Source organism: Gemmatimonas sp., from assembly GCF_021298855.1.
Classification (GTDB): Bacteria; Gemmatimonadota; Gemmatimonadetes; order Gemmatimonadales; family Gemmatimonadaceae; genus Gemmatimonas.
Map to the genome: position 1 here is coordinate 20,639 of NZ_JAJTHI010000024.1, position 25,742 is coordinate 46,380.

19 protein-coding genes are annotated in these 25,742 nt (G+C 67.2%); 18 read left to right on the plus strand and 1 reads right to left on the minus strand.

The annotated features are described in order from the left end of the window. The first annotated feature begins 51 nt into the window (after positions 1–51). The 10 genes from tatC (at position 52) to LW840_RS09475 (ending at position 13,561) form a co-directional block, all read left to right on the plus strand. A complete protein-coding gene (gene tatC / locus LW840_RS09430; RefSeq protein WP_291269111.1) occupies positions 52–792 on the plus strand; it encodes a twin-arginine translocase subunit TatC in 741 nt (246 codons plus the stop codon). Continuing rightward, the gene (locus tag LW840_RS09435; protein ID WP_291266523.1) at positions 789–3,761 is read left to right on the plus strand and encodes a putative LPS assembly protein LptD; all 2,973 of its coding nucleotides are present in this window, start codon (positions 789–791) and stop codon (positions 3,759–3,761) included. Before tatC ends, LW840_RS09435 begins: the two co-directional genes overlap by 4 nt. A 36-nt stretch (positions 3,762–3,797) precedes the next feature. Beyond that, positions 3,798–5,315 carry a histidine ammonia-lyase gene (gene hutH / locus LW840_RS09440; protein WP_291266524.1) on the plus strand — a complete coding sequence of 506 codons (1,518 nt, stop codon included), beginning with the start codon at positions 3,798–3,800 and terminating at the stop codon, positions 5,313–5,315. Beyond that, a complete protein-coding gene (hutU, locus tag LW840_RS09445; RefSeq protein WP_291276872.1) occupies positions 5,315–6,976 on the plus strand; it encodes a urocanate hydratase in 1,662 nt (553 codons plus the stop codon). Before hutH ends, hutU begins: the two co-directional genes overlap by 1 nt. A 33-nt stretch (positions 6,977–7,009) precedes the next feature. Next, the gene (locus LW840_RS09450) at positions 7,010–8,005 is read left to right on the plus strand and encodes a radical SAM protein (protein ID WP_291261821.1); all 996 of its coding nucleotides are present in this window, start codon (positions 7,010–7,012) and stop codon (positions 8,003–8,005) included. Between the two features lie 9 nt (positions 8,006–8,014). Next, complete coding sequence (gene hutI / locus LW840_RS09455; RefSeq protein WP_291266527.1) at positions 8,015–9,286, plus strand: imidazolonepropionase; 1,272 nt, start codon at positions 8,015–8,017, stop codon at positions 9,284–9,286. A gap of 81 nt (positions 9,287–9,367) precedes the next feature. After that, the gene (locus LW840_RS09460) at positions 9,368–12,016 is read left to right on the plus strand and encodes a tetratricopeptide repeat protein (RefSeq protein WP_291266528.1); all 2,649 of its coding nucleotides are present in this window, start codon (positions 9,368–9,370) and stop codon (positions 12,014–12,016) included. Then, positions 12,013–13,017 carry a polyprenyl synthetase family protein gene (locus LW840_RS09465; protein ID WP_291261818.1) on the plus strand — a complete coding sequence of 335 codons (1,005 nt, stop codon included), beginning with the start codon at positions 12,013–12,015 and terminating at the stop codon, positions 13,015–13,017. The genes LW840_RS09460 and LW840_RS09465 overlap by 4 nt, the downstream gene beginning before the upstream one ends. A gap of 29 nt (positions 13,018–13,046) precedes the next feature. Further along, entirely contained in the window at positions 13,047–13,295 is a 249-nt protein-coding gene (locus LW840_RS09470) for a DUF4321 domain-containing protein (RefSeq protein ID WP_291276873.1), read from the plus strand. An 11-nt stretch (positions 13,296–13,306) separates the two neighbouring features. Continuing rightward, positions 13,307–13,561 (plus strand): twin-arginine translocase TatA/TatE family subunit, encoded by a 255-nt coding sequence (locus LW840_RS09475; RefSeq protein ID WP_291261816.1) that lies wholly within the window; start codon positions 13,307–13,309, stop codon positions 13,559–13,561. 154 nt (positions 13,562–13,715) lie between these two features. Here the strand turns inward: LW840_RS09475 and LW840_RS09480 are convergent, their stop codons facing one another. Beyond that, positions 13,716–15,548 carry a peptidyl-prolyl cis-trans isomerase gene (locus LW840_RS09480; RefSeq protein WP_291273837.1) on the minus strand — a complete coding sequence of 611 codons (1,833 nt, stop codon included), beginning with the start codon at positions 15,546–15,548 and terminating at the stop codon, positions 13,716–13,718. A gap of 276 nt (positions 15,549–15,824) precedes the next feature. On the opposite strand from LW840_RS09480, the gene LW840_RS09485 reads away from it, so the two are divergent. From LW840_RS09485 to LW840_RS09520, 8 genes are all read left to right on the plus strand, one after another. Beyond that, complete coding sequence (locus LW840_RS09485) at positions 15,825–18,152, plus strand: tetratricopeptide repeat protein (protein ID WP_291276874.1); 2,328 nt, start codon at positions 15,825–15,827, stop codon at positions 18,150–18,152. Continuing rightward, positions 18,149–18,589, plus strand: a complete 441-nt coding sequence (aroQ, locus tag LW840_RS09490; protein WP_291261813.1) for a type II 3-dehydroquinate dehydratase — start codon at positions 18,149–18,151, stop codon at positions 18,587–18,589. Before LW840_RS09485 ends, aroQ begins: the two co-directional genes overlap by 4 nt. Positions 18,590–18,606: 17 nt before the next feature. After that, entirely contained in the window at positions 18,607–19,716 is a 1,110-nt protein-coding gene (locus LW840_RS09495) for a Xaa-Pro peptidase family protein (RefSeq protein WP_291276876.1), read from the plus strand. Positions 19,717–19,767: 51 nt separating this feature from the next. After that, positions 19,768–20,271, plus strand: a complete 504-nt coding sequence (accB, locus tag LW840_RS09500; protein WP_291266531.1) for an acetyl-CoA carboxylase biotin carboxyl carrier protein — start codon at positions 19,768–19,770, stop codon at positions 20,269–20,271. Between the two features lie 11 nt (positions 20,272–20,282). Beyond that, on the plus strand, positions 20,283–21,461 hold the full coding sequence (locus LW840_RS09505) for a PilT/PilU family type 4a pilus ATPase (RefSeq protein WP_291276877.1): 1,179 nt from the start codon (positions 20,283–20,285) through the stop codon (positions 21,459–21,461). A 70-nt stretch (positions 21,462–21,531) separates the two neighbouring features. Next, positions 21,532–22,890: an acetyl-CoA carboxylase biotin carboxylase subunit gene (gene accC / locus LW840_RS09510; RefSeq protein ID WP_291276878.1), complete on the plus strand. Its 1,359-nt coding sequence runs from the start codon at positions 21,532–21,534 to the stop codon at positions 22,888–22,890. Further along, positions 22,891–23,241: a hypothetical protein gene (locus LW840_RS09515; protein WP_291276879.1), complete on the plus strand. Its 351-nt coding sequence runs from the start codon at positions 22,891–22,893 to the stop codon at positions 23,239–23,241. Positions 23,242–23,273: 32 nt separating this feature from the next. Next, on the plus strand, positions 23,274–25,613 hold the full coding sequence (locus tag LW840_RS09520) for a DNA translocase FtsK (protein ID WP_291276880.1): 2,340 nt from the start codon (positions 23,274–23,276) through the stop codon (positions 25,611–25,613). The last annotated feature ends 129 nt before the right edge of the window (positions 25,614–25,742 follow it).

Consider the following 25,742-nt stretch of genomic DNA (forward strand, 5'->3'; position numbering starts at 1 on the left):
ACCAGTACCCCAGGTAACGAGTCACCCATGTCGGGCAGCAATCCCGCGGAAATGCCGTTCCTCGAGCATCTCGAGGAGTTGCGCTGGCGCCTCTTCAAGATCGCCCTGGCGCTGGCCATTGGCATCGGTGTGTCGTTTGCCCTGATCTTCAGCAAGCAGATCGACGTGGTCGCGATCCTGTCCGAGCCAATCCGACCGTACATCACCGGCAAGCTGATCGTCACGCACCCCGGCGATCTCTTCGATATCGCCATGGATGCCGCGATCACCCTGGGTCTCATCGCCGCATCACCGGTGATCGTGTGGCAGATCTGGGGTTTTCTCTCTCCGGCCCTGTACACCCACGAGAAGAAGGTCGTCATCCCCTCGCTGGTCGGGGCGGCCCTGCTGTTTCTGATGGGCATGACCCTCGCGTTCAAGTATGTCATCCCGGTCACGCTCCAGTTCTTCGCGTCCTTTCAGAGCGGGGTCGTGGAGATCATGCCGACGGTCAAGGACTACATGGGGTTCGTCATTTCCATGTGTCTGGCGTTCGGGGCCGTCTTCGAACTGCCGGTGGTCATCGCGCTGCTGTCCGCCCTCGGCATCGTGCAGCCGCAATACCTGTCGAAGTTCCGCCGGCATGCGGCCGTGGGCTGTCTGGTCGCGGCGGCGATCATCACCCCGGGCAGTGACCCGACCTCGCTCCTGTTGTTGACGATCCCCTTGTACGGCCTGTACGAGGTCTCGATCAGCGTGTCGCGCCTGATTGCGCGGCGCCGAGAACGCAGCCTGGCTGCTGAGGTCGCGTGACCCTGCGAAACACCGCGTGCGGCTGGTGGCGCACCGGGTTGGCGCTGCTGGTGTGGTCGAGTGTGGCCGGAGCAGGCGTGGCGCAGGCCCAGGGGCAGCGCCCCGCCCGGCCCGCCCAGCCCCCGGCCGGACTGTCGCGCGGACAGCCGGGGCAGGACAGCACCCGGGAGTTGTCCAAGGACAAGGTGAAGTACGAATGGCAGGCACCGGATTCCGCCATGCGTGCCCTGCTCGACAAGGAAGGCTACTCCAAGGTGCAGTATCAGGGGGACACGGTGAAGTTCAACGCCGGAACCCGCCTGTTGACGCTCAAGGGCAAGCCCTCGGCGGTGCAGCGTGACGAAACCATGCTCATCGGCGACTCCATTCAGTACAACGACTCCACCAAGAGAGTTGTCGCCACCGGGGACACCGTGTTGCTGCGCGATCCGCAGGCGCAGGAGACCGATGACTTCATCGCCAACGGGATGATCGAGTATGACCTGGAGACCCGGCAGGGAACGACGGGCGCATTCTCCACCTCGGTCGTGAGCGGACAGCGCCTCTTTCTGACGGCCAAGCGCAGTACGATCCTGTCGGACACGCTGGTCAGTGGTCGTCATGTCGTCTTCGCGAAAAACGGATCGTTCACCTACTGCGACCACGCCGAGCCGCATTTTCACTTCACGACCCGGGACATGAAGTTCGTCTCGCAGAATGTCATGGTAGCGCGTCCCGGGGTGCTCTACATCGGCGAAGTGCCGGTGTTCTGGATTCCGTTCTTCTTCCAGGACGTGCGCAGCGGACGCCGTAGCGGCATGCTCACCCCCAATTTCGGCTTCGCCGAACTGATCCGGAACAGCCCCAACTACCGGCGCAGTGTGCAGAACATCGGCTACTTCTTTGCGCTGAACGACTACATGAACGCCGAACTGTCGATGGATTGGCGGTCGGGCGCGCGCAGTTCCGATGTGGACCCCGGCTTCCTGCGCAGCAACGCGGACATGCGCTATCGCTGGGTGGATCGGTTCATCACGGGGGAGTTTGCCGTGTCGTACATGGCGTTGCGCAACGGCACAACCAATGCATCGTGGACCTGGAATCACAATCAGGACTTCTCCAAGTCCACCAAGCTTACGGCGCGCCTCAACTGGGTGCAGAACACCCAGATTCAGCGCAATACCACCGTGAACCCCATGGCGGCGAACGCCACCATCCGCTCCCAGCTCAACTACCAGACGAAGATCGGGCCGGCGTCGATCAATGTCGGCGGATCCCGGGTGCAGTATCCGGGGCGTCCGCAGGTGGACATGGATTTCCCGCAGCTCAACGTGACCGCCGGGACGCTCGAAGCCGGCCCGGTCGCCTGGACCCCGTCACTGCGTCTGGCCGTCTCCGGGTCGAGCCGCATCGACCAGGGCATCCAGTTCCCCTTCGTGTACAACCCGCTCCCCGGCGGCGGCGTGGACAGTTCGCGCTTCAACGCCAGCCGTCGCAACATGCAGTTCGCCTTCGAGACCCCCATCAAGTTGTGGGACTTCCAATGGCAGAACTCGTTCTCCGTCACCGAACAGTTTCGCGACTACCCCGAGCAGCGTGAGATCGTGGGGGTGCGCGACACGTCCCTGCGTTCCATTCGCGTGTTCGCGCGCACCTTCGAGACGAACGTGGATTGGACGACCTCCTTCAATCTGCCGCGGTTCTTCCAGGGCACGTGGAACGTGTCACCCTCCATCAACGTGCAGAACGTGGATCAGGGGGGGCTGTTCGTGCGGACGGAGCGCAGCGGCGGACGCTGGGTGTCGCAGAGCAAGCGGCTCAGCTATGCCCTCACGGCGTCGCCAACGCTGTACGCCATGCTGCCCGGGCTGGGGCCCATTGCGCGGCTCCGGCACTCCATCAATCCGTCGATCAGCTACAGCTACTCCCCAACGGCATCGGTGAGCGACGAGTATCTCGCCGCCATCGGACGGTCCCGCGTGGGCTACCTTGGCGCGCTCATGCAGAACCGCGTGTCGCTCAACTTGGCCACCAACCTGGAGGCCAAGCTGCGCGCGCCGGTCGATTCCGAACCCGACCAGGGGCGCAAGATCAAGCTCCTGTCCGTCAACTTCTCGCCGCTCAGCTGGGACTTCGCGCGCGCTGACAGTACCGGTAACGGGTTCACCGAGCGTACCTTCGCCATCAGCGCCCGGACCGATCTGCTCCCTGGGCTCGACTTCCGCACCAGCTACGATCTCTTTCAGGGCGACCCGCTCTCCGACACGGCGACGTTCAGTCCGTACCGCACGGAGACGGGCATTACCTTCTCGATGAATGGGAAGAGTGCGGTCTTTGGCTTCATTGCGCGGTTGTTCGGACGCGCCGCCGATCTCTCCGATTCCGCATCGATTCGCCCGGCCCAGGCGGCGGCGCAGCAGAACCTCGCCCGCCAGACTCGGCAGATGAATGCCGCGGGTGGCGGCGCCATGCGCGGCATGCAGATGTCGCTGCCGGAGTCGGGCCAGGGATGGAACCTCAGTCTCCAGTACAATGCCGCGCGGCAGCGCGCCCCGCGCGGTAATGGTGTCATCATCGAGGCGGATCCCGCCAAGCTGTGCGAGGCGTTTCGCGCGCAGGGCATCGCGGCCTACGAACGCTGCTTCCTCAATGCGCAAACCAGCCCGCCCACGGGCCTCGGAACCGGGCAGAGTGCCATCGGGGCCCCGTTCGTTCGCCAGCCGCCCGTGCAGGGGGTGAATGCCAACATGTCGTTCGGCATCACCCGCAACTGGTCGGCGCAGTGGAGCACGCAGTACGATGTGGAGCGCGCACGGTTTGCCAGCCAGCAGATCGGCTTGCAGCGGCAGTTGCATGATTGGAACGCGATTTTCACGTTCTCGCAGACCCCCAGTGGAAACTTCGCCTTCAACTTCTTCATCGCGCTGAAGGCCCAACCCGACCTCAAGTTCAATTACGACCGTCAGACGTTCCGGTCGAGCAACTTCTGAGGCGCAGTTCCGCCCGCCGCGGGCGAAGGAGCGCAGGTGCTGCATCTCGACGGTCGGACCCTGCGCATGGCGGACGTGGTCGCCGTGGCAGACGAGCGAATGCCGGTCGCCCTGGCGGACGAGGCGCGCCGGCGCATGGAGCAGACCCGTCGGGTCGTCGATGCCGCGGTGGAGCGGGGCGTGCCCGTCTATGGCGTGAATACCGGCTTCGGCAAGCTGAGCGAGGTCACCATCGCGCCGCCGCAGCTGGCGGCGCTGCAGCGCAATCTCGTGCGCAGTCATGCTGCCGGCGTTGGCGAGGCGCTCCCGGAGCGGGAGGTACGCGCCATGATGCTGCTGCGCGCCAATGTGTTGGCCACGGGCTACGCGGGGGCGCGCGCGCAGCTCGTCGACACGCTCATCGGCATGTTGAACGCGGGGCTCTGGCCCCCCGTGCCTGAACAGGGGAGTGTGGGGGCGAGCGGCGATTTGGCGCCGCTCGCGCATCTGGCGCTCGCCGTGATGGGGGAGGGACGCCTGCGCGGTGACGGTGCCGAGGATGAGGCGAGCGTGCTCATGGCACGTGCCGGCGTCATGCCGGCCGAGCTGGCGGCCAAGGAAGGACTGGCCCTGATCAATGGGACGCAGGCCCACACGGCGGTGGCCACGCTGGCCTGCGCCGAGCTCACGCGACTGTGGCGCGCCGCGCATGTCGCCACGGCCATGAGCCTCGAAGCCCTGCTCGGCACCCCCGATGCCTTCGATCCCCGCATTCAGGATGCGCGCGGCCAGCTCGGCCAGCGGGAATCGGCGGCGCTGCTGCGGGCGTTGCTGCACGGCAGCGCGCTCCGGGAATCACACCGGCATGGTGATCCCCGTGTGCAGGACGCCTACGCGTTGCGCTGCGTGCCGCAGGTGCATGGTCCGGCGCTCGATGCCCTGCGCTTTGCACGCGGCCTCATCGAGCGCGAGCTGAATGCGGCCACCGACAACCCCCTGGTCCTGTCTTCCGGTGAGTTGCTGAGCGGGGGTAACTTCCACGGCCAGGCGGTCGGGATGGCCAGTGACATGCTGGCCATCGTCACCGCGAATCTGGCCGTCATCAGTGAACGACGCATAGATCGTCTCGTGCACCCCGACTTCAACCAGGGCCTACCGGCATTCCTGGCCGGGCAGCCGGGGGTCGAATCGGGACACATGATGTCACAGGTTACGGCAGCGGCGCTCGCCAGTGAGTGCAAGGCGCTGGCTCACCCGGCCAGTGTCGATTCCATTCCCACGGACGGCAACAAGGAAGATGTCGTGCCGATGGCCATGCATGCGGCGGTGAAGCTGCGGCGCGCCGTGCGCAACCTGCGACACGTCCTCGCCATCGAGTGCATCGCCGCCGCGGAGGCGCTGGAGCATCGCCGGCCGCTGCGCAGCAGCACGGCCGTCGAAACCGCCCATCAGCACATTCGCACGCTCGTGGCGCCGGCAACCGGTGACCGGTCCCCATCCCCCGACATCGTGCGGATGGGCGACGCGCTGGCGGCTGGTGTCTTTGACTCGCTGACCGACATGGTGACGATCTGATGACTCCGGGTTCACGTCCAGTCCGAGCGCCTCGTGGCGCCACGTTGCGGTGCCGCGGGTGGGAGCAGGAAGCGGCGCTGCGGATGCTGATGAACAACCTCGACGCCGAGGTCGCCGAGCGTCCGGACGACCTGGTGGTGTATGGTGGCACCGGGCGGGCTGCGCGCTCGTGGGAGGCGTTCGACGCGATCGTGCGCACGCTCGAGACACTCGACCACGACGAAACCTTGCTGGTCCAGAGCGGCAAGCCGGTGGCGGTCTTCCGCACGCATGTCGACGCACCGCGTGTGCTGCTGGCGAACGCCAACCTCGTGGGGCGATGGGCGACATGGCCGGAGTTCCGACGGCTGGAGACGCTCGGGCTGACGATGTACGGGCAGATGACGGCCGGCTCGTGGATCTACATCGGGTCGCAGGGCATCGTGCAGGGGACGTACGAGACCTTCGGCGCGGTCGCCATGCGCCACTTCGGCGGCTCGCTCGCCGGACGCCTGGTGGTGACGTCCGGCCTGGGGGGCATGGGCGGCGCACAGCCGCTGGCCGCCGCGATGCACGGCGCGGCGGTGCTGGCGGTGGAGGTGGACGCATCGCGCATCGACATGCGCCTGCGCACCCGCTACTGTGACCGACGTACGGCATCGCTGGATGAAGCGCTGGCCTGGTTGCGCGAGGCACAGGCGGCGGGCACCGGGTTGTCCGTGGCGCTGCTGGGCAATGCCGCGGAGGTCCTGCCCGAACTCGTGCGTCGCGACATCACCCCTGATGTGGTCACCGACCAGACGAGCGCACACGACATGCTGGTGGGCTATGTGCCGCTCGGGGTGAGCCTCGAAGAGGCCGCCCACCTCCGGCGCACAGACCCGCAGGCCTATGTCGAGCGCGCGACAGAGAGTGTGGTGCTGCATGTGCGGGCCATGCGGCAGTTGCAGGATCGCGGTGCCGTCGTGTTCGACTATGGCAACAACATCCGCACGGTCGCCTTCGATGCCGGGGTCGATGATGCGTTCCGCATTCCCGGCTTCGTGCCCGAGTACATTCGGCCCCAGTTCTGTGAGGGCCGCGGCCCGTTCCGGTGGGTGGCCCTCTCGGGAGATCCGGCGGACATCCTGCGCACCGACGCCCTGGCGCTGGAGCTGTTCCCCCACGATGTCCAGCTGCGTCGGTGGATCACGCTCGCGCAGGAGCGTATCGCGTTTCAGGGGTTGCCGGCGCGCATCTGCTGGCTGGGGCAGGGGGAACGGGCGCGGTTCGCGCTCGCTCTCAACGACCTCGTCGCGACCGGCGAGCTCAAGGCGCCGATCGTGATCGGACGTGATCATCTCGATACCGGCAGCGTGGCCTCGCCGTTCCGCGAAACCGAGGGAATGCGGGATGGCAGTGACGCCATTGCCGACTGGGCCATTTTGAATGCGCTGCTCAACGTGGCCAGCGGGGCCAGCTGGGTTTCCTTTCACCATGGCGGGGGCGTCGGAATCGGCAACTCCCTGCATGCCGGACAGGTGATCGTCGCCGACGGCACGGCGCGCATGCGGGCACGTTTGGAACGGGTACTCACCAACGACCCCGGTATTGGCGTGGCCCGGCACGCCGACGCCGGGTATCCCTTGGCCCTCGAGACGGCGCGACGCGAACGGATCCGTCTGCCCATGCTCGAAGGCTGAATCGCGGCGGCGTCGCGTTCTTCACGGAGTCCCATGCTGTCCAGTCGCTACAAGCCGTATCACGTGCCCATCTTTCTCGCCAAGTACGCCTGGTTGCGTGCACGGCGCCGGCCGGTGCTGCTCAACTTCGAAGTCACCATGCGCTGCAATGCGCGCTGCGGCTTCTGCGACTACTGGCAGACGCCCGCCAGCGAGAAGCAGCGCGAATGGGCGAACTTCGCCGAGATCGCCCGTCACTTCAGCCCCATGCTGGTCACCTTCACGGGCGGCGAGCCCACGCTGCGGCGGGATCTCGAGGATATCGTCCGCGCGGTGCGGCGCAGCGTGCGGTATACGTACGTGCAACTCATCACCCATGCCGGCATGCTGTCGCTGGAACGCGCGCAATCGCTCTGGGATGCCGGGGTGGATCAGTTCAATATTTCGCTCGACTACCTCGACGGTCGGCACGACGACGCGCGCGGGATCCCCGGGCTCACCGCGAAGATCCTCGACCTCGTACCACGCATGCGAAAGGCCGGCATTGGCGGGGTCCGATTCAACACCGTCATCAAGAACGACAACCTCGATCAGATCATGCCCATTGTCGAGCGGGCGGCGGCGCTGGGGGGCGGCGTGAACTTCTCGGTGTACACCGCGCTCAAGAACGGCAACGAGCGCCATCTGCTGCAGGGGGTCGATCCGGTGGCCGTGCAACAGGTTGTCGACCAGCTGCTCGCCTACAAGAAGCGTCGCGCGGGAGTCATTACCAACTCCGACTACTATCTCGAGCAGATTCCACGCTACGTGCGTGGCGAGATGACCGAGCCCTGTCGCAGCGGGTCCACGACCATCCACATTGATCCGCAGGGGCAGGTCCGGCGGTGTCCCGACTTCAAGCCTGACGGTCCCTGGGAGTCGTATCGCGGGTACGCCCCCATCGACTGCAACGCCTGTTACTACGCCTGCCGCGGTGAAGCGCAGGCGCCGCTCCGGCTGGCCTCCCGGGTTCGAGATGTCATGGCCACCGTTACCCCAACCGTCGCCTGAGCGAACGCCATGGGTGAGGCCGTGCCGACGACGCTGTTTCTGAACGCCGCGCAAACCGTCACGTGTGCCGGTCCCGGTCGGGCTCGGCGTGGGGCGGAAATGGCGGAGGCGGGGGTCGTGGCCGGCGCTGGCGTGGCCGTGCAGGGCGAGCGCATCGTTGCCGTGGCCCCTGACGATGCCCTGCGACGCGCCTACCCGAACGCCGCAGCGATCGATTGCGGGCGGCGCTTGCTGGCGCCCGGATTTGTGGATTCCCACACCCATGCAGTCTTCGGGGGGGCACGGTTCGCGGAGCAGGAACTGCGGGCGAGTGGTGTCCCCTACATGGACATTGCTCGCCGAGGCGGGGGGATTCACAGTTCGGTGCGTGATCTGCGTGCCCGCAGCGATGATGAGCTGCTCACCCTGACCGAGGCGCGGCTCGGCAAACTGGCAGCCGGGGGCGTCACCACGATCGAGGTGAAGAGCGGCTACGGCCTCAGCGTCCATGACGAGCTTCGGACCCTGCGGATCATCGCCCGGCTGGCAGGCGGGGGGCCGTGGCGACTGGTGGCCACCTGCCTTGGTGCGCACGAAATCCCGCTCGAGTACCGGCATCGGCCCGGTGGGCGCGAGGCCTGGATCGAGACCCTGTGCACCGAGCTGTACCCGCAGGTGGCGGCCGAGCAGCTGGCGGCCTTTGCCGACGTCTTCTGCGAGCCGGGCGTGTTTACCGTGGACGAAGCGCGGCGGCTCCTGACCGCCGCCAGAGGGTACGGCCTGCTCCCCAAGCTTCATGCCGACGAACTGCACGACGGCGGCGCTGCGCTCCTTGCGGCTGAACTGGGGGCTGCGAGCGCCGATCATCTGGCCGCCATTTCACCCGCGGGGATGAGCGCGCTGGCAGCCAGCGACACGGTGGCTACCCTGCTTCCAGCCACGATGCTGTTCCTCGGCACCGGGCGCCAGGCGCCTGCCCGCCAGCTGATCGAGGCGGGTGGGGCCGTAGCCCTGGCCAGTGATTTCAACCCCGGAACGTCCCCGTTACAGTCATTTCCACTCGTGCTCACCTTGGGGGTAAGCCAGCTCCGGATGTCGGCTGCCGAAGCGTGGATAGCGGGCACGGTCAACGGGGCGGCGGCGCTGGGGCTTGCCGCCGTCACCGGCCAGCTGGCGGTGGGGTACCGGGCCGACCTCGCGATTCATGACGTGGACGACTACCGGGAGTTGCCTTACTGGTTTGGCGAGCGTCTCTGCACGGGGTCGTGGATGGACGGCCGTGCTTGTCACGTGACGCCCTGAGCCGTAGATAGCTCAGGGCCGGAGCATCCCCACGGCACTGTTTCGTGACCTTTCCCGCTACCTGGAGATCCACTCGAACTCATGTCCAACGCCGCGAAGCACCGGAAGAAGGCGGCTGAGTTCGAGCAGCTCAAGCAGATCGACCGTGCCATCGCCGCCTATGCGAAGGCGATCGAGGAGAGCGAAGCTGCCGGGGAAGAGGTCGACGTCGCCCTGTACAACAAGGTCGGCGACCTGGCCCTGCGACAGGGACGGGTGCCCGACGCGGTGACGTATTACGAGCGCGCCGTTGAGCACTACGCCACGTCGGGGCTGTTCAACAACGCCATTGCGCTCTGCAACAAGATCCTCCGCAATGCGCCAGGCCGCGCCAACGTCTACTTCACGCTTGGCCGCATTTCGGCACGCAAGGGGCTGCGCGGCGACGCCACGCGCAACTTCCTCGAGTACGCGACGCGCATGCAGCAGGACGGCAGAATCGAGGACGGGATTCGCGCACTCGCCGAGGTGCTCGATCTCATGCCCGAGCTCAGTGACGTCCGCACGATGGTCGAGGAGCTTGCCTCGCGCTCGGAAATCGCCCTGCCAAGGCGCAAGACGCCGCTGCGAAATGACCGGGTCGCGACGCCCGTGTCGACACCCTCCGTACGGGAACAGAAGTCGCAGGATCTGGTCTTCCTCGACGTCGATTACAGTGCCCCGAAACGGACACCGGCGCGGGGGGTACGTGTACCCACACCGGCCTCCGCCGACGTGGTGCCACCGCCGTCGGCCACAGACGGCGTCCCGGCCGAGCCCCTCGATGCGCGAGGCCTGTCGCCGGCCCCCGGGCTCCCCTTGCTCGACACCAGCGAGCGCGTGCCCGCGCCGCCAGTCGTCGACGAACCGATCGAGACGCTCGAGGGGCTCGCGCCACCGGCCGAGAGTGCCCCGATGTTCGCCCCCCGCCTCACCGTGGAGCCGCCGGTGCTTGAGGGGGGCGAGGCCACTGCCGACGTCGCGCATCCCGCTGAGCTCCGGCTCCCCGATGACTTCACCGTGGATGACGCGCTGGCGCCGACCGGGTTCGAGGGTGCCCCCGAGATCGAGGTGGAGCCGCCCCTCGTGCTGGACTGGATCGTTCCTCCGGAGCCGGAATCCGAGGCGGCGCAGCTGGCCAGCGTGCTCAGCGAGGACCTTCGCGACGACGCGAACGACCCCGGGGCGGTCCACGCCCTCTCCACGGAGACCCCGCCGTTCGTGGAGACCGTGGTGCCCGAGGCGGATCCCACGCTACCGCCCCTCGCGGCGATTGAACTGGACGACATTCCCGAGCAGCTGCCTCCGGATCGTCCACCGTACCGCCTCGATCCGCACGACTTCATCCTCCCAGGGGAGCTGCCACCGCTCCGCCTCGATGACACGATCGTGGAGTCAGGACTCCACCGGGCGGGCTCGGCGTCACTCAACGGCGCCGTGTCGGCGCCGCTGGACGAGGAGATGGTGGCAACGGTGCCGGCGTCGCCCGCGGCCGATTTCGAGGTGGTTTTCCTCGACGTAGCACCGCTCGTGGCTGAGGTCCTGTCGTCGGACGAGTTGGAGGTCGCGGCCGATATCGAGCCCTCGACCGGGGAGGTACCCGCCCGGGAGCCGGCCGGCGCGATCGACACGGGGCCGGAGGGTGGGAAAGAGGCGGAGCGCCTGGGCGCCGGCCGTGGGGTAGGGGTGACCCCGTCGCTGCCCATTGCGGCGATCGCCGAAGCGGCGCACACCGTCGCCACCTCACGGCGTGACTCGTTGCGCGCGGCGGTCGTGCGCATGCCGAAGAACTGGCTGCTCCGGCGTCGGCTTGCCGAGGCGCTCTTCGAGTCCGGGGAGCGCGATGCGGCCCTGCACGAACTCGAGACCGCGCAGCAGGGATTGGTCCACGACGGGGAGTTGAGTGCGGCTTCGGATATCGCCGATGAACTCGTGCAGGTCAGTCCAGACCGGGTTGGGTACCACCAAAAGCGGGTCGAGCTGGCGGTGCGAAGTCACGACCAGCAGCGCCTGTGCATCGCGTATCTCGACTTGGCGGATGCCCTGGTGCGCTTGGGCGAGGAGGGACGGGCTCGCGCCGTGTATGTGCGCGTGCTCGAAATCGACCCCTCCGACGATCGGGCCCGCGCGGCTCTCGGTGCGGCGGCCCCTCCGCCCCCCACTCCGGTTCCGCAGCCAGACGAGCACTTCGTGGATCTCGCCGACTGGCTGAGCAATGACGAGGAGCCGGCCGACACCCGCATGCGGATGCGGGAGCCGGCGATCAGTGGTGACGAGCAGGCCGACTTCGATGCGCTGCTCAGGCACTTCAAGGAGGGGGTCTCGCGTTCTCTCGGAGAGGACGATTTCGAGAGTCACTACGACCTTGGTGTGGCCTACAAGGAAATGGGACTGCTCGACGATGCGATCGCGGAGTTTCAGAAGGCGCTCCGCAGTCGTGTGCACCGGTTGCCGGCATACGAGGCCCTCGGGCAGTGTTTCGTGGAGCAGGGCCGCTTTCAGGTGGCGGCTACGGTACTCTCCCGGGCGCTGCATGAGCCGGGGCTTCACGACGACCAGCGGGTGGGCGTCCTCTACCTGCTCGCATTTTCCTGCGAGGCACTGCAGCGCAACGACGAGGCCCGTAGTTATTTTCAACGCGTGTACGCGACCGATATCCACTTCCGTGACGTGGCCGCCCGTCTGGCGGCGCTCGAGCAGGCGCCCCGATGACGCTGACCACGCGGACCCCGTCCGCGCTGGCGGCGGCGCTGCGCGACATCCAGGCGCCCGTGCGCCCCGATCTCGAAGCCGTGGGGCAGGAGCTGTGGCGCATCGTCTCTGCCGACGTGCCGCTCGTGCAGAATGTGCAGGAACATCTCATGGGCATGAAGGGGAAACTCTTCCGCCCCACGCTGCTGCTGCTCTCCTCCAGTGTCGAGGGAGAATCGCCGCGGAGAGCCGTCACCTTCGCGGCCATCATCGAGCTCATTCACCTTGCTACGCTGGTGCACGACGATGCGGTCGATCACTCCGTCCTGCGGCGAGGCATGCCGACGCTGAACGCGCTGTTCAGCCACCAGGTCTCGGTGATCATGGGCGACTACCTGTACTTGCGTGCCCTGCGCGAACTCGTGACGATCGGCGACCTTGAGGCGATGCGGGCCATCACCTTTGCGTCCAACGAAATGACGCTCGGGGAGATCCGACAGCTGGCCCAGTACGATGCGTTGTCGTTCAGCGAAAGGGACTACGAGACGCTCATTCGTGCCAAGACGGCCGCCCTGTTCATGGCGGCATGCGATGTGGGAGCCCAATGCGGTGCCCCGCAGCATCGCGAGGCGCTGTCCCGGTTCGGCGAACGCCTCGGCATGGCGTTTCAGGTGGCCGACGACCTGCTCGATTACACAGAGCAGCAGGAGATGACCGGCAAGCCCAGCGGGCTCGACCTCAAGGAGCACAAGGTCACGTTGCCGCTCATCGCCGCCCTCCGCGAGATGCCCGCGTCGGCGCGCGCCCGCGTGGACGCCCTGTTTGCATCCGCCGAGCCAGAAGAGGAGGCCATCGCCGAGGTGGTGACCATCGTGCGGGAGCACGGTGGCCTCGAGTATGCGCGACGCCGTGCCGATCAATACTCGCGCGAGGCCGAGGAGGCCCTGGCGGATCTGCCCGAGGGCCCCTCCAAGTCCTCGCTGCTCGATGCTATCGGGTATGTCGTGGAGCGCCGCTGGTAATGGCCAAAGGACCGTCCAAGCACCGTCCGGTGTTCCACCTCATGGTGCTCGCCTCAGGCTTCGTCAGCGGCGGGCTGCTCACGCAGGTGGCCCGGCGCTTCCTCCCCGCCGGGGCCGTCAAGGAGTTCCTGACCACCGGGGTGACGCCAGCCGTCGGGCCGCTTCCCGTAGATCTGATTATATTGAAGTTCGCGGTTGGACCAGTCGCCCTGGATGTCTCCCTGTTGAGCCTCCTCGGGGTATTGATCGCTTACCTCATCGCGCGGTCCCTCTTCTAGGAGCGTTTCCCATGGGTCTACAGAATTTCGGTTTCATGGAGATCATGATCATTCTGGTGATCGTGCTCCTCCTCTTCGGAGCGAAGCGCATCCCGGAGATCGCCGGGTCGCTCGGCAAAGGGATCAACGAGTTCAAGCGTAACCTCAGCGACGCGCAGCGTCAGATTACCGAGCCACCGCGCGCGGAGCAGCAGATTGCCCCTGGCACGCCCGTGACGGCCGCGCGCGAGGAAGAGCGTCCGGAGCCCAAGCGCCTCCTGCAGTAAGACGCTCCTGATTCTGCCGTTCAGAAAGGGCACCGCCAGCGCGGTGCCCTTTCGCATTCGTGGCACGTAGGCGCCTCTCGGTGAGGAGCCCACCAGACACCGAAGGCCCCCCACGAGCGCAGCTCGCGGGGGGCCTTCGATCCGTCAACGGCGGTCAGCTGTCCGACTGCCGACGTAGCTGGGACAGCACCTCGGCACGACGATCATCCACCTTCACGCTCTCGCGCAGCCCGGTGAGGTACTCGTCAACCTTCTGCTGGCGAAGCGACTGCACGTATTGCTGGCGCTGCACACTCTTCTCCGCTTCGAAGGCCTGACGGTTGGCCGTCGTACGGGCATCGACGCGCAGGACCACCATGGCATCAGGCGCCACGAACGGTCCGGCAACTTGTCCGAGCGGGGCGGAAAACGCCGCGCCGACCGCCGCCGAGAACTGGCCGAGCCCCGGCACGGCATCCAGCCGCGTGAAGGGCGACGACTTTTCCACCGTCAAGTTGCGCTGGGCTGCGGCCGCATCCAGCGTCGAGCGCTTGGCGGCCTGCGCGAGCTGCTCGCCCACCGGCCGGAGCTTCTCAATCCGCTTGTCCCGGGCGAGGCGACGACGAATGTCCTCCTTCACGTCGGCCAGCGGCGCCTGGCCGCCCTTGGTAAGGGAATCGAGGCGCGCGAGGTAGTATGCCTCAGGCGAGTCGAACAGATCGCTCGTTTCGCCGGGACGTACCCCGGAGAAGGCCCAGGCGCTGACGCTCGGCACATACCGGCCGGCGAACGACAGCGGCTCCTTCTCCACCGCCACGACGCTGGCAGCGGTCAGTCCCAGCTGCTTGGCCGCCTCGTCGAACAGCTCGGGGTCCTCCTGGCTTCCGGCCTTGGCCGCCAGCGAGTCCGCCCGACGGTCGGTACGCGTGGCGCTCGCATCACTCTGCGCGATGTTGATGAGGATGTGCCGGAGGTCCAGCGTGTCTCCCTGCCGGGAGTCGACGCGGATGAGGTGCCAGCCGAAGGGCGTGAGCACCGGCTGCGAAAGCTCCCCGGGCTTGAGCGCGTAGGCCATTTCCTCGAACTTCGGCGTGAAGCGGCCCCGGCCCCCCTTGCCCAGCACGCCACCGACCGCGCCCGACCCCGAGTCGGCGGAAGAACGCTTGGCCACGTCCTCGAACTTCGCGCCCGCCACGATTTCGGCGCGCAACGCGTCGATGCGAGCCTTTGCATCGGCGGAATCGGCCGCCGTGATGGCGCGAGGTACGGTCAGCAGCGAGACCACGGCCCGCCCCGGGCGGTCGAAGCGCTTCTTGTTCCGCTCATAGAACGACGAGATTTCGGCATCCGTGACAGTAACGGCCGTGTCCGTGAGGCTGGCGGGGCTCAGCACGACATAACTCACGGTAGCGCTGTCATGACGGTCCTGATACACCTGCCACAGCCGCTCGTCGGAGATGTAGGCCCCGCTGGCGATCTGGTCGAACAGCTTCTGCTTCGGGATCTCATTGCGGTAGTACGCCTCGAGACCCGCCAGCGTCCCCGACTGGCGAGCCACGGGGCTCGACAGGAACCGCTGGTACTTCTGCATGTCGAAGCGGCCGTCCGTCTGCAGGTCCGGCGACTGCAGGACTTGCGGCGGGGGGGCAACTCGTGCCGCCTGAAGGATTTCGTCGTCAGTAACAGTGATGCCCCGACGCTTGTACTCCTGCTGCAGCAGCAGCTCCGTCACCAGTTCGTTGAACGCCCGCTCCTCGAGCTGCTGGCGTTCGTCGAGCGTGATGGTACCGCCAGTCTGCTGCTGCCGCTCCTGCTCGAGCGCCGTGACGGCGTTCTGCCACGTGGTGAGGAGGATCTCCTCGCCATTCACCGTGGCAATGGACGTGGTCGTGGTGACCGGTGCGCGACCAGCCAGCCCCGAGGTCTCGTACAGCAGGAAGCTGCCAACGAACGCCACGATGAGGATGATCCAGATGTACTTCGCGGCGCTCCGCATCGATTGCAGCACGGGGCGTGACTCCTTCGGTCGGGAAAAACGGGCAAACGGAAAGGCACACGCACCTCCCTGGAGACGGGCGTGTGCCGCAGAGTCCGGAAACCTAGCCAGCGCGTTCTCCTAAAGGCAAGACACGCCAGCACTTCCCGTCACCGTTTCGCGATTGACTTCCCAGGCCCCACGGGCGAAGAATTCCATCTTCGCCAACCTTGCGCAAAAGCACCGCGGCTGTGCCGCCGGTGTGACAGGGGGCAGGCCGCGGGAAACCACCTTGAGGGCACCGCACGGATGAGCACCGCCGCCCGGATCGAAGAACTCCGGAAGAAGTTCGAGGAAAACCCGCGTCGCTACTTCGCGCCGCTGGCCAACGAACTCCGGAAAGCCGGGGACCTGACGCAGGCCATCGCGCTGTGCCGCGAGCACCTGCCAAAGCAGCCCGGTCACATGAGTGGGTACATCGTCTTCGGTCAGGCCCTCTACGAAAGTGGCGCGCTCGACGAATCCGGCGTGGTCTTCGAACAGGCACTCGCACTCGACCCCGAGAACCTGATCGCGCTGCATCATCTCGGCCACATCGCCAGACAGCAGGGCGATACCGCCGCCGCTCGCCGTTGGTACGAGCGCTCACTCGAGACCGACCCGGGCAACGACGATATCGCGCTGCAGCTCGCGTCGCTGGCCACGCCGGTCCGATTCCAGCCGGCCGTGCCGACACCGGCTGTTGCCCCCCCGGCGGTAGTCGCCGAGCAGGAGCTGCCAGATGAAATGGAACTGGCCTTCCTGGACACGGGGTACGGACAGCCGCCTCGGATCCCGGGGGCCCTTCCCACGCAGCCGGTTGGCGAACCCGTCATCGATGCGCTGCCGCTGGCCCCCACCCCCCACGGCTCGATGCGGGCGGTGGATTTCGACATGGTCAACGCCAGTCTGCGCCGGCCGGAGACGTCAGAGCCCCTCGATCTCGCGGATGACGGGGAGGCCCCCGGGCCGGTCGTTCCCGAAGCGCCCCCGATGGTGCCAACGGCCTTGGACGATCCCTTCCGCTTCGGCGAGGCCAGCGCGGGCGAGCAGACGGTCGACAGCGGAGGGGTCGAACCGGTCGATCTGGAAGCCGCGTTCGAGGAGGGGCTGGTCGCAGCGGGGTGGCCCGATCCTCACACGCTCGCCCCACGGGTGCCCACGCCGCGTGCCACGGCGGCGGTGCCGATCGACGTGCCCGAGGCGGCGGCGGAGGCATTCGGTCGCGAAGTCGGGGATCGCGCACCGGTGGCCGTGCCGCAGCCGGAGCTTGATGTGTACCTCGGGGAAGCCGACCTGCAACCGTCGGCGGCCCCCGCCGCGGCGTTCGAACAGCCGGAGGTGGAAACCGTCATGAGCGAGACGCCGGCGGAGCCCGACTTCGCAGAGAGGATCGAGGTCGTCGCCGTGGTCCAGACGCTGGAGGTCGTGGAAACCGAGCTCGTCTGGGGGAGCGGCGACGCGCCAGCGGAAGCCAGCCCGGTGGAGGCCGTCGATGAGGACGATGCCGTGACGACCGAGGCGGATCAGCCCGCGGAGCTCCCGTGGCTCGCGGCGTCTCGCACGCCGGTGGCCGAGGTCTCGGCCATTGTGCAGGCGCTCGAAGATGATGCGCGTGCGAGCGGTGAGTCCGAGGACGTGTCGGTGTCGTTTTCGCGTCCCGCCGATTCGGCTCCCCAGCCCGTAGTGTCACAGCTCGGGAGCGCGGCGGAAACCAGTTTCGTGGACGTGAACCCGGATGCCGCAGGCGAGCGCGAGGAAGTGGTTCCGGACGCCGGACGGGCGCCGGTGGCCACGCCACCCGGTAGCGCCCCGGCGTTTGTGACGGAAACCATGGGGGAGCTGCTCGTCGCGCAGGGGTTCGTTGACCGCGCCGTCGCGGTCTACGAGGAGCTGGTGCGTCGCCGTCCGTATGACCCGGTGCTGTCGGCCCGGCTCGCGGAGCTGCGTGAGCAGGAAGCGAGGGCGTTGCCGTTGGCGCTGTACACGGCGCGTGATCGGTACGCGAAGCTTGCGACCCGCCGGGTGGTTCGACGCACGCCGGTACCGGCGCCTGTTGCCATTGCCTCGCCGGTCATGCCGCGACACACGCCATCGGCGGCCGAGCCCGCCATGCCGACCCCGCCGTCGGCGCCGGCGTTCGGCACTCCGCTGGCGTCCACTCCGGCCCAGCGCGCTGACGAGTCCCTCGCGTCGCTGTTCGGCACCCCGACGATGCTGGCCGATGATGACGCGGCGCAAACGCTGGCCAGCGCGTTCACGCCACCGCTCAAGGAGGTCGAGGCCCCGGTGGGGAGCCTGTTTGGCGGCAGCGACGCCTCACGCGCGGTAACGCCCGCGTACGGCGCGGCGCCTCCGATGGCCCCGGCACGGCCGGCCACGCCGCGGTCGACGGCACGCACCGACAGCGCGTCGTCCGATTTCAGCTTCGATCGGTTCTTCCCGGATCCTGCCCAGGCACGCGGGCACACCCACGACGGTGGCGCCGCCTCCGGTGGTGAGGGGACCAGCACGACCGCGGCCGCGCCCGGTGCCCCGGCCGCCGGCGATGATCTGGCCCAGTTCTCCCAGTGGATCAAGGGATTGGGGAATTCGTGATCATCGGCGTCCTGAACGGGCCCAATCTCAATCTGCTCGGCACTCGTGAACCGGCGGTCTACGGTACGACGACCCTCGACGAGATCGTCGCGCGGTGCGGTGCCGTGGCGGCCGAACTCGGCGCTGAGGTGCGGGCCTTTCAGTCGAATAGCGAAGGAGCGCTCATCGACCAGCTGCACACATGGCGCGGTGTTGCCTGCGGTATCGTGATCAATGCCGGTGCGTACACGCACACCAGCCTCGCCCTGCGCGATGCACTGGCGGCCACGAGTCTCCCGTTCGTCGAAGTGCACCTCTCGAACATTTATGCCCGCGAGCCGGAGCGACGGCACTCCGTGCTCGCGAGTGGGGCCATCGGCCTCGTCTGTGGCCTGGGTGCCAGCGGATACGAGTTCGCGTTGCGCGGACTTGTCCAAACGTTGCGAAGCCGCAGCTGACCCGATAGCATCGCGCGATGCGCGCTGATGCCGTTCCCCCCGTTGACCGCCGCCCGGCACGCGTGGCGGCCCTGCGTGATGCGCTAGGGCGCGCCGACCTCGACGCGCTGCTGATCACGACGCTGCCGAATATCCGCTACCTCACGGGGTTTGCAGGCAGCAGCGCGTTGCTGCTGGTGGCTCCCCTGGAGTGCGTGCTCTTCACCGATTTCCGCTATGCGGCACAGGTGGAGGAGGAAGTCGGGGATGCCGCGTCCGTGCGCATCGAGTCCTCCAGCCTGTGGTCCGGGCTCTGGCCGGCGATCGCTGGCAGTGCGGGCGTCCAGCGCATCGGATTCGAATCGTCGAATCTCCTGCATCGGGACTTCGCCCGTCTGCTGGAGCAGGGAGCCCGCTGGCACTGGCGCCCCACGACCGACTTGGTCGAAGCGCAGCGGGCGGTCAAGGATCGCGACGAAGTGACGGCCATTGTGCGGGCCGTGGAGGTCGCGGAACGGGCGCTGGAGCGGACCCTCGAGGTGCTGCGTCCCGGATTGAGCGAGTCGGCCGTTGCCGGTATCCTCGAACAGCATCTCCGGAATCTCGGCAGCGAGGCGTTTCCCTTCCCATCAATCGTGGCCTCCGGACCGCGCTCGGCACTGCCGCACGCGCGGGCCGGCGATCGGGTACTCGAGACGGGCGACTTGGTGCTGCTCGATTTTGGCGCCGTGTGCGACGGCTACTGCTCGGACATCACCCGTACTGTGGTCCTTGGCCCGGCCACCAGCGCACAGCGTGCGCTGTATGCGGTGGTGCAGGAGGCAAATGCGCGCGCTTCGGGCGCGATTCGGGCTGGAATGTCCGGGATGGCTGCAGATGCGATCGCGAGAGACTACATTGACGCCTGCGGACACGGTGAGGAGTTCGGGCACTCGCTGGGCCATGGCATCGGCCTCGACGTGCACGAAGCCCCGCGCCTGTCCAGGACCGCCGACGCACCGCTGGCCGCCGGCATGGTGGTGACCATCGAACCGGGCATCTATGTGCCGGGGTGGGGCGGGGTGCGTATCGAAGACGACGTTGTGTTGACGGAGGATGGCAGGGAGGTTCTCACGAGCTTTCCGCGCCACCTCATCGAAATCGCCTGATCGCTGTGCGGCGGCCCCGGGTCGCCGCGCATTCTCCAGCCTTTCCCGCTCATGATCGACCTGCGCTACGTGAAGAAGCTGATCGAGATGCTCGACGGCTCCACCGTGGATTCCATCGAGATCTCTTCGGACAAGGGGATGAAGCTCCGCATCTCGAAGAGTCCGCAGCAGCGTGCCGCGGTAGCCATGGCGCCGGCGCTCCCGGCCCCGGTCGCCGTTGCGGCCCCCGCCGTGTTGCCTGCTGCGGCAGCGGCGCGTCCTACCGAGGAGGGGGGAACGGCGGTGCCGAAGGCCGAGGCACCGAAGTCCGCGGCCCTCGAGATCAAGTCGCCCATGGTGGGGACGTTCTACGCGGCGCCCGAGCCGGGTGCGAAGCCGTACGTATCGGTCGGCGATCGCATCAGCAAGGGGCAGATCGTCTGCATCATTGAAGCGATGAAGATCATGAACGAGCTCGAGTCCGAATTCGACGGCGTCGTGCGTGAGATCGGTATCGCCGACACGCACGCCGTGGAGTACGGTCAGGTGCTCTTCCGCATCGATCCGACCGGCTGAGACATGATGACATGACGATGGTCTCCGGCGCGGCACCCGCCACCGCCACCCGTGCGGCCCCGGCCCCCGGGCTCGACCTGAAGGCCGCACTGCAGCGCATGGTTCGGGAGGGCGCGTCCGACTTGCATCTCAAGGTCGGTCGACCGCCCACGCTGCGGTTGCACGGAGACCTCGTTGCCCTGGAAATGCCGCCCATGCGGCCCGAGGAGTTGCGGGCCCTGGCCGAGCATCTGCTGCCGCCGGCCCAACTGCGCGAGTTCGTGGAATTTCGCGAGAGCGACTTCGCCATCAACGTGCCGGGGATCGGGCGCTTCCGGGTGAATGTGTATCAGCAGAAGGGCACGGTGGCGTTCGCCATGCGTGCCATCGCGCACGCCGCGTCGAGCGTTCGCGACCTCAACCTGCCGCCGGTGATCGAGCAGATCGCCATGCGCCCGCGAGGTCTGGTGCTCGTGACCGGCGTGACCGGGTCGGGCAAGAGCACCGCGCTCGCCGCCATGATCCAGTACATCAACGAGCGCCGCGGCGCCAACGTGATCACGATCGAGGACCCGATCGAGTTCGTGCATCGCGATGTGCGCTGCCACATCAACCAGCGTGAAGTCGGCACCGATACGGCCTCCTTCTCGCAGGCGCTCCGACGGGTGTTGCGACAGGACCCCGACGTCATCATGATCGGGGAAATCCGCGATCTGGAGACGCTCGAGGTGGCACTCAAGGCGGCCGGGACGGGCCATCTGGTGTTCTCCACGCTGCACACCACCGATGCGACGCTCACGATCAACCGGGTGCTCTCGTTCTACCCGCCGCACCAGCAGAATGAGGTGCGATTCGCGTTGGCGAATGCCCTGTCGGCGGTGGTGTCCCTCCGCCTCGTGCCGCGTGCCGACCAGCCCGGGCGCGTTCCAGCCTGCGAAATCCTCGTGAACACCGAGGCCGTGCGCGAGCAGATTCGCGACCTGTCGGCGACGCTCAATATCCCGGATCTGATCAGGGAAGGCAGCGTCGCCTACGGCATGCAGAGCTTCGACCAGTCGCTCATGAACTGGTACTCGCGCGGAATCATTTCCTACGAAGACGCGCTCTTCAATGCCACCAACCCCGCCGAGTTCGCGTTGCGGGTGCAGGGGGTCGATGGCGCCAGCGATACCTCCTTCTCGGGCTTCAAGCCGGGGAGCAACGCCGTCTGAGCGGCCTGGAACCCCCCCGAAGGTGCTGTACAGGGCTGGCGGCGGGGACGTGACCTCGCCACCATAGGGGATGTTCAAAAAGGTCCTGATCGCCAATCGCGGGGAAATCGCCCTCCGCGTCATCCGTGCGTGCCGTGAACTCGACATCCAGACGGTCGCCGTCTATTCGGAGGCTGACCGCGAATCGCTGCACGTGCGCTTTGCCGATGACGACGTGTGCATCGGTCCGCCGCCGGGGCGTGATTCGTACCTCAAGATCCCGCGCCTCATTGCCGCCGCGGAAATCACCGGCGCGGACGCCATTCATCCGGGGTATGGTTTCCTCGCCGAGAACGCCGAATTCGCGGAGACCTGCCGGGCCTCCGGCATCACGTTCATCGGTCCTACGCCGGACCAGATCCGTGTCATGGGCGACAAGGCCTCGGCGCGGCGCGCGATGCAGGAGGTCGGGGTGCCGATCGTCCCCGGTACGCCGGGACCGGTGGAGGATCCGGAGGAAGCGCTGGAGTTCGCGCGACAGATCGGCTTCCCCGTCATCATCAAGGCGGCGGCCGGCGGTGGGGGCAAGGGCATGCGCGTCGCTCGCGATCCCGATGACTTTCTCCGCTCGTTTCAGCTCGCCCGCTCCGAGGCGCTGTCGGCGTTCGGCAACGGGGACGTATACGTCGAGAAGTTCCTGGAGCGTCCGCGCCATGTGGAGTTCCAGGTGCTGGGCGATACGCACGGCAATGTCATTCACCTTGGAGAGCGGGATTGCTCGGTGCAGCGCCGGCACCAGAAGCTCATCGAGGAAGCGCCCTGCCCGGTGATGACGCCGGAGTTGCGCGAGCGCATGGGCGAGGCCGCGACCCGCGGAGCAAAGGCCATCAACTACGTGGGAGCCGGCACCATCGAGATGCTGCTCGACGAGGATGGCTCGTTCTACTTCATGGAGATGAACACGCGCATCCAGGTGGAGCATCCGGTGACGGAGCAACTCACCGGCGTCGATCTCGTGAAGGAACAGATTCGCGTGGCCGCCGGGCTTCCCCTGTCCGTGACGGAGCTGCCCCCGTTCCGCGGCCATGTGATCGAGTGCCGCGTGAACGCTGAAGATCCCTCGCGCAACTTCCAGCCATCGCCAGGGAAGCTGGAGGTGTTTCATCAGCCCGGTGGCCCGGGCGTTCGCATCGATACGCACGCGTATGCCGGCTACACCGTGCCGCCGTTCTACGACTCGATGATCGCCAAGCTCATCGTTCAGGGGGCGACTCGCGAGGAGGCGCTCAAGCGCATGCAGATCGCGCTCGAAAGCTTCGTGGTGGAAGGCGTGAAGACCACCATGCCATTCCTGGCCCGCGTGATGCAGCACCCCGACTTCCAGGCGGGGAAGGTGCACACCAAGTGGTTGGAGTTCGAGGGGGCCGACCTGCTCAAGGAGCCGGGCTGAGTGCGCATTGACGTGCTGCTCGGCGAGGCGCCGGTCACCTCCGCCGATGTGGCCGATCGCGTGGTCGCGGTCATCGACGTCCTGCGTGCGGCCACGACGGTCGCCACCGCGCTGCCCGACGGCCGTGGCAACGGGGATCGCGGTGACGGGGCGCGGGTGGCTGAACTCGTTGGGCGTCCCGTCGGGGGAGGCATCGCCAAGGGGGCTCATGAAGCGGTGCGTGCGCGCACGCTCATCGGCGCCGGTTTCGAGCCGGATGGACAGGCGGGCCTCACCCTCGAACACTTCGAGCGGGTCGGGCGGTATCATGACCGGCACCTGCAACTCGACGCGATGATCGCGCCGCGCTGACGCGCGGGCATCGGCGCACCACCGGAGAATCGATGGAACGACACCCTTTGCGGCGGGAACTTGGGGCGATCGGCCTCAGCCTGCTGGCGGTGTTCCTGGTGGGCGCTCTCGTCTTTCAGCGCAGTACCACCGCCGTTTGCTGGGACGCCGCCGGCCCCTTCGGCCCTGTCGGTACGGTCGCGCGCTGCACACTGGTGGCAGCCGTGGGCGTGCCGGGGATGGTACTCATTGCGCTCGGATGCCTCGTGGTGGCACTGGCCATGTTCGGGCGCATCAGGCGTGCCGACGACGCGAGTGACTGGACGGTCCTGTTCGCCGGAACGGTGACCCTGGTCCCCGTGGCCATCGGGCTGGCGCAGGGCGGCGATCCGCTGAGCAACGAGGCCGCGGGTCTCTGGGGAACCTTTGCCGCACACTACCTCCGCAAGGGGCTGGGAGCCGCCGGTGCGTGGATCGCCTTCCTGCTCGCCACCAGTGCGCTCACGGTGGCCACGTTGCGATGGAATCCCATTCGACTGCTCATTGGCCCGGCCGTGCCACGTGATGCGAGTTCGTCGCCCTCGGCAGTGAGGTATGCGCCAACGCTTGCCGAGCAGCTGGCGCCGGACCCGGAGGAGATGCCCGCCATTGACCCGGCGCTGGCGCGGGACGTGCTGTCGGCTACCCCGTCCCGGACAAAGAAGGGGGAAGGGGCCGCCGAGGCGTCGTTTGCCCCGCCGCCGGTCGAGGGGAAGGAGCGGCGGGGCCGGAAGGGGAAGGAAGCGCGGGACGAGATCGTCGAGGCGGCGCTGGAGCAGGGGGCAGAGCCGGCGCTCTTCAGCGAGGATCTTCCCGGAACCGATCTGCTGTCACCACCGCCACCGCGCAACGTCGATCTCGGTCGACGCGAACTGGATCTGGCGGGCGAGAAGCTCATGAACACCCTGCGCACGTTCAAGGTGGACGGCGAGTTGGTGGGGCGCACGACGGGGCCCACGGTCACGCAGTTCGAGATCGAGCCGGCCGCCGGCATCAAGGTCCGGCAGATCGCTGCTCTCGCCGATGATCTGGCGCTGGCCATGCGTGCCCCCAGCATTCGCATCGTGGCCCCGATCCCGGGGCGCGGCGCGGTCGGGGTGGAGGTGCCCAACCCGTCGCCGGAAATGGTGGTGCTGCGCGAAGTGCTGGAAGCACCGGAGTTCCGCTCGGCGCGAGCGGCACTGCCCATCGCCCTGGGCAAGGACCTCGAGGGCCGCCCCGTGCTTGCCGACCTGGCCAAGATGCCCCACCTGCTCATTGCCGGCGCCACCGGTTCGGGTAAGTCGGTGTGCGTGAACACGATCATCACGAGCCTCGTCTACCGGCATACCCCGCGCACGCTGCGCTTCCTGATGGTCGATCCCAAGATGGTCGAACTCAGCGTCTACAACGCCTTGCCGCATCTCCGGCACAAGGTCATCACCGACAACCGGGATGCCGCGGCCGTGCTCAAGTGGGCGGTCATGGAGATGCAGGATCGCTATCGCCTGCTGGAGGCCAACGCGTGCCGCAATCTCCAGGAGTTCAACAAGCGTGTCACGCAGCACGCAGCCGGCGAAGGGCCACCGGTACTCAAGCCGCGCAGTCCGGAAGTGGCGTTCGAGGACCGTACCTACGGCGGTGGCATCCTGCCGTACATCGTGGTGGTCATCGATGAAATGGCGGATCTCATGATGACCGTGCAGGGTGAGGTCGAGACACCGATCGCCATGCTGGCGCAGAAGGCGCGCGCCATCGGTATCCATCTCATCCTGGCCACCCAGCGTCCGAGCGTGAACGTCATCACGGGACTGATCAAGGCGAATTTCCCCTGCCGGATTGCCTTCCGGGTGGCCTCGCAGGTGGATAGTCGCACCATCATCGATGGGGCGGGCGCCGAGTCGTTGCTGGGAAACGGCGATATGCTGTTCATTCCGCCGGGCAAGTCCGAGGCCTCACGCCTGCAGGGAGCCTACCTGTCGAGCGAGGACACGGAAAGGCTGCTGCGGTGGTACGATGACGCGCGGCTGCGAATGGAGGCCGATGCGTCGGGGGGCGTGCCAGCGGAGCCCGACATCCTCGAAGCCGTACGGGCACAGGAAGCCAAGGCGGCGGGAGAAGGGGAGGACGATGACGGGGGGGGCTCGAACGAGCGAGACGCCCGATTCCGCGAGGCGGCGGAAGTGGTGATTCAGCATCGGCAGGGGTCCACGTCGCTGTTGCAGCGCCGGCTGAAGATCGGGTATGGCCGCGCGGCCCGCATCATCGACCAACTGGAAGCGGCTGGCGTGCTGGCCCCGTCGGAAGGTGCGGCGCGCCCGCGGGACGTGTTGGTGGGGCCGCAGGACCTCGACCGGATCTGTGGCGAGGGGTAGCGAAGGCCGCTAAATCGCCCCGCCGAGTATTGACGCAGCATGGTGCCTCACTCAACATAGGGACATTCCGTTTGTCCCTCGGCGCGTTCCACCCCGGACTCCCTCCCTTGCGCGTGATCCTACGCGCCC

Excerpts from the sequence above, each read along its gene's own strand:
- LW840_RS09505 (WP_291276877.1), top strand. The coding sequence starts at position 20,283 with ATGACGATGGTCTCCGGCGCGGCACCCGCCACCGCCACCCGTGCGGCC.
- LW840_RS09465 (WP_291261818.1), top strand. The coding sequence starts at position 12,013 with ATGACGCTGACCACGCGGACCCCGTCCGCGCTGGCGGCGGCGCTGCGC.
- hutI (WP_291266527.1), top strand. The coding sequence starts at position 8,015 with ATGGGTGAGGCCGTGCCGACGACGCTGTTTCTGAACGCCGCGCAAACC.
- tatC (WP_291269111.1), top strand. The coding sequence starts at position 52 with ATGCCGTTCCTCGAGCATCTCGAGGAGTTGCGCTGGCGCCTCTTCAAG.
- accC (WP_291276878.1), top strand. The coding sequence starts at position 21,532 with ATGTTCAAAAAGGTCCTGATCGCCAATCGCGGGGAAATCGCCCTCCGC.
- LW840_RS09520 (WP_291276880.1), top strand. The coding sequence starts at position 23,274 with ATGGAACGACACCCTTTGCGGCGGGAACTTGGGGCGATCGGCCTCAGC.
- LW840_RS09495 (WP_291276876.1), top strand. The coding sequence starts at position 18,607 with ATGCGCGCTGATGCCGTTCCCCCCGTTGACCGCCGCCCGGCACGCGTG.
- LW840_RS09475 (WP_291261816.1), top strand. The coding sequence starts at position 13,307 with ATGGGTCTACAGAATTTCGGTTTCATGGAGATCATGATCATTCTGGTG.
- LW840_RS09485 (WP_291276874.1), top strand. The coding sequence starts at position 15,825 with ATGAGCACCGCCGCCCGGATCGAAGAACTCCGGAAGAAGTTCGAGGAA.
- accB (WP_291266531.1), top strand. The coding sequence starts at position 19,768 with ATGATCGACCTGCGCTACGTGAAGAAGCTGATCGAGATGCTCGACGGC.
- hutU (WP_291276872.1), top strand. The coding sequence starts at position 5,315 with ATGACTCCGGGTTCACGTCCAGTCCGAGCGCCTCGTGGCGCCACGTTG.
- LW840_RS09450 (WP_291261821.1), top strand. The coding sequence starts at position 7,010 with ATGCTGTCCAGTCGCTACAAGCCGTATCACGTGCCCATCTTTCTCGCC.
- LW840_RS09460 (WP_291266528.1), top strand. The coding sequence starts at position 9,368 with ATGTCCAACGCCGCGAAGCACCGGAAGAAGGCGGCTGAGTTCGAGCAG.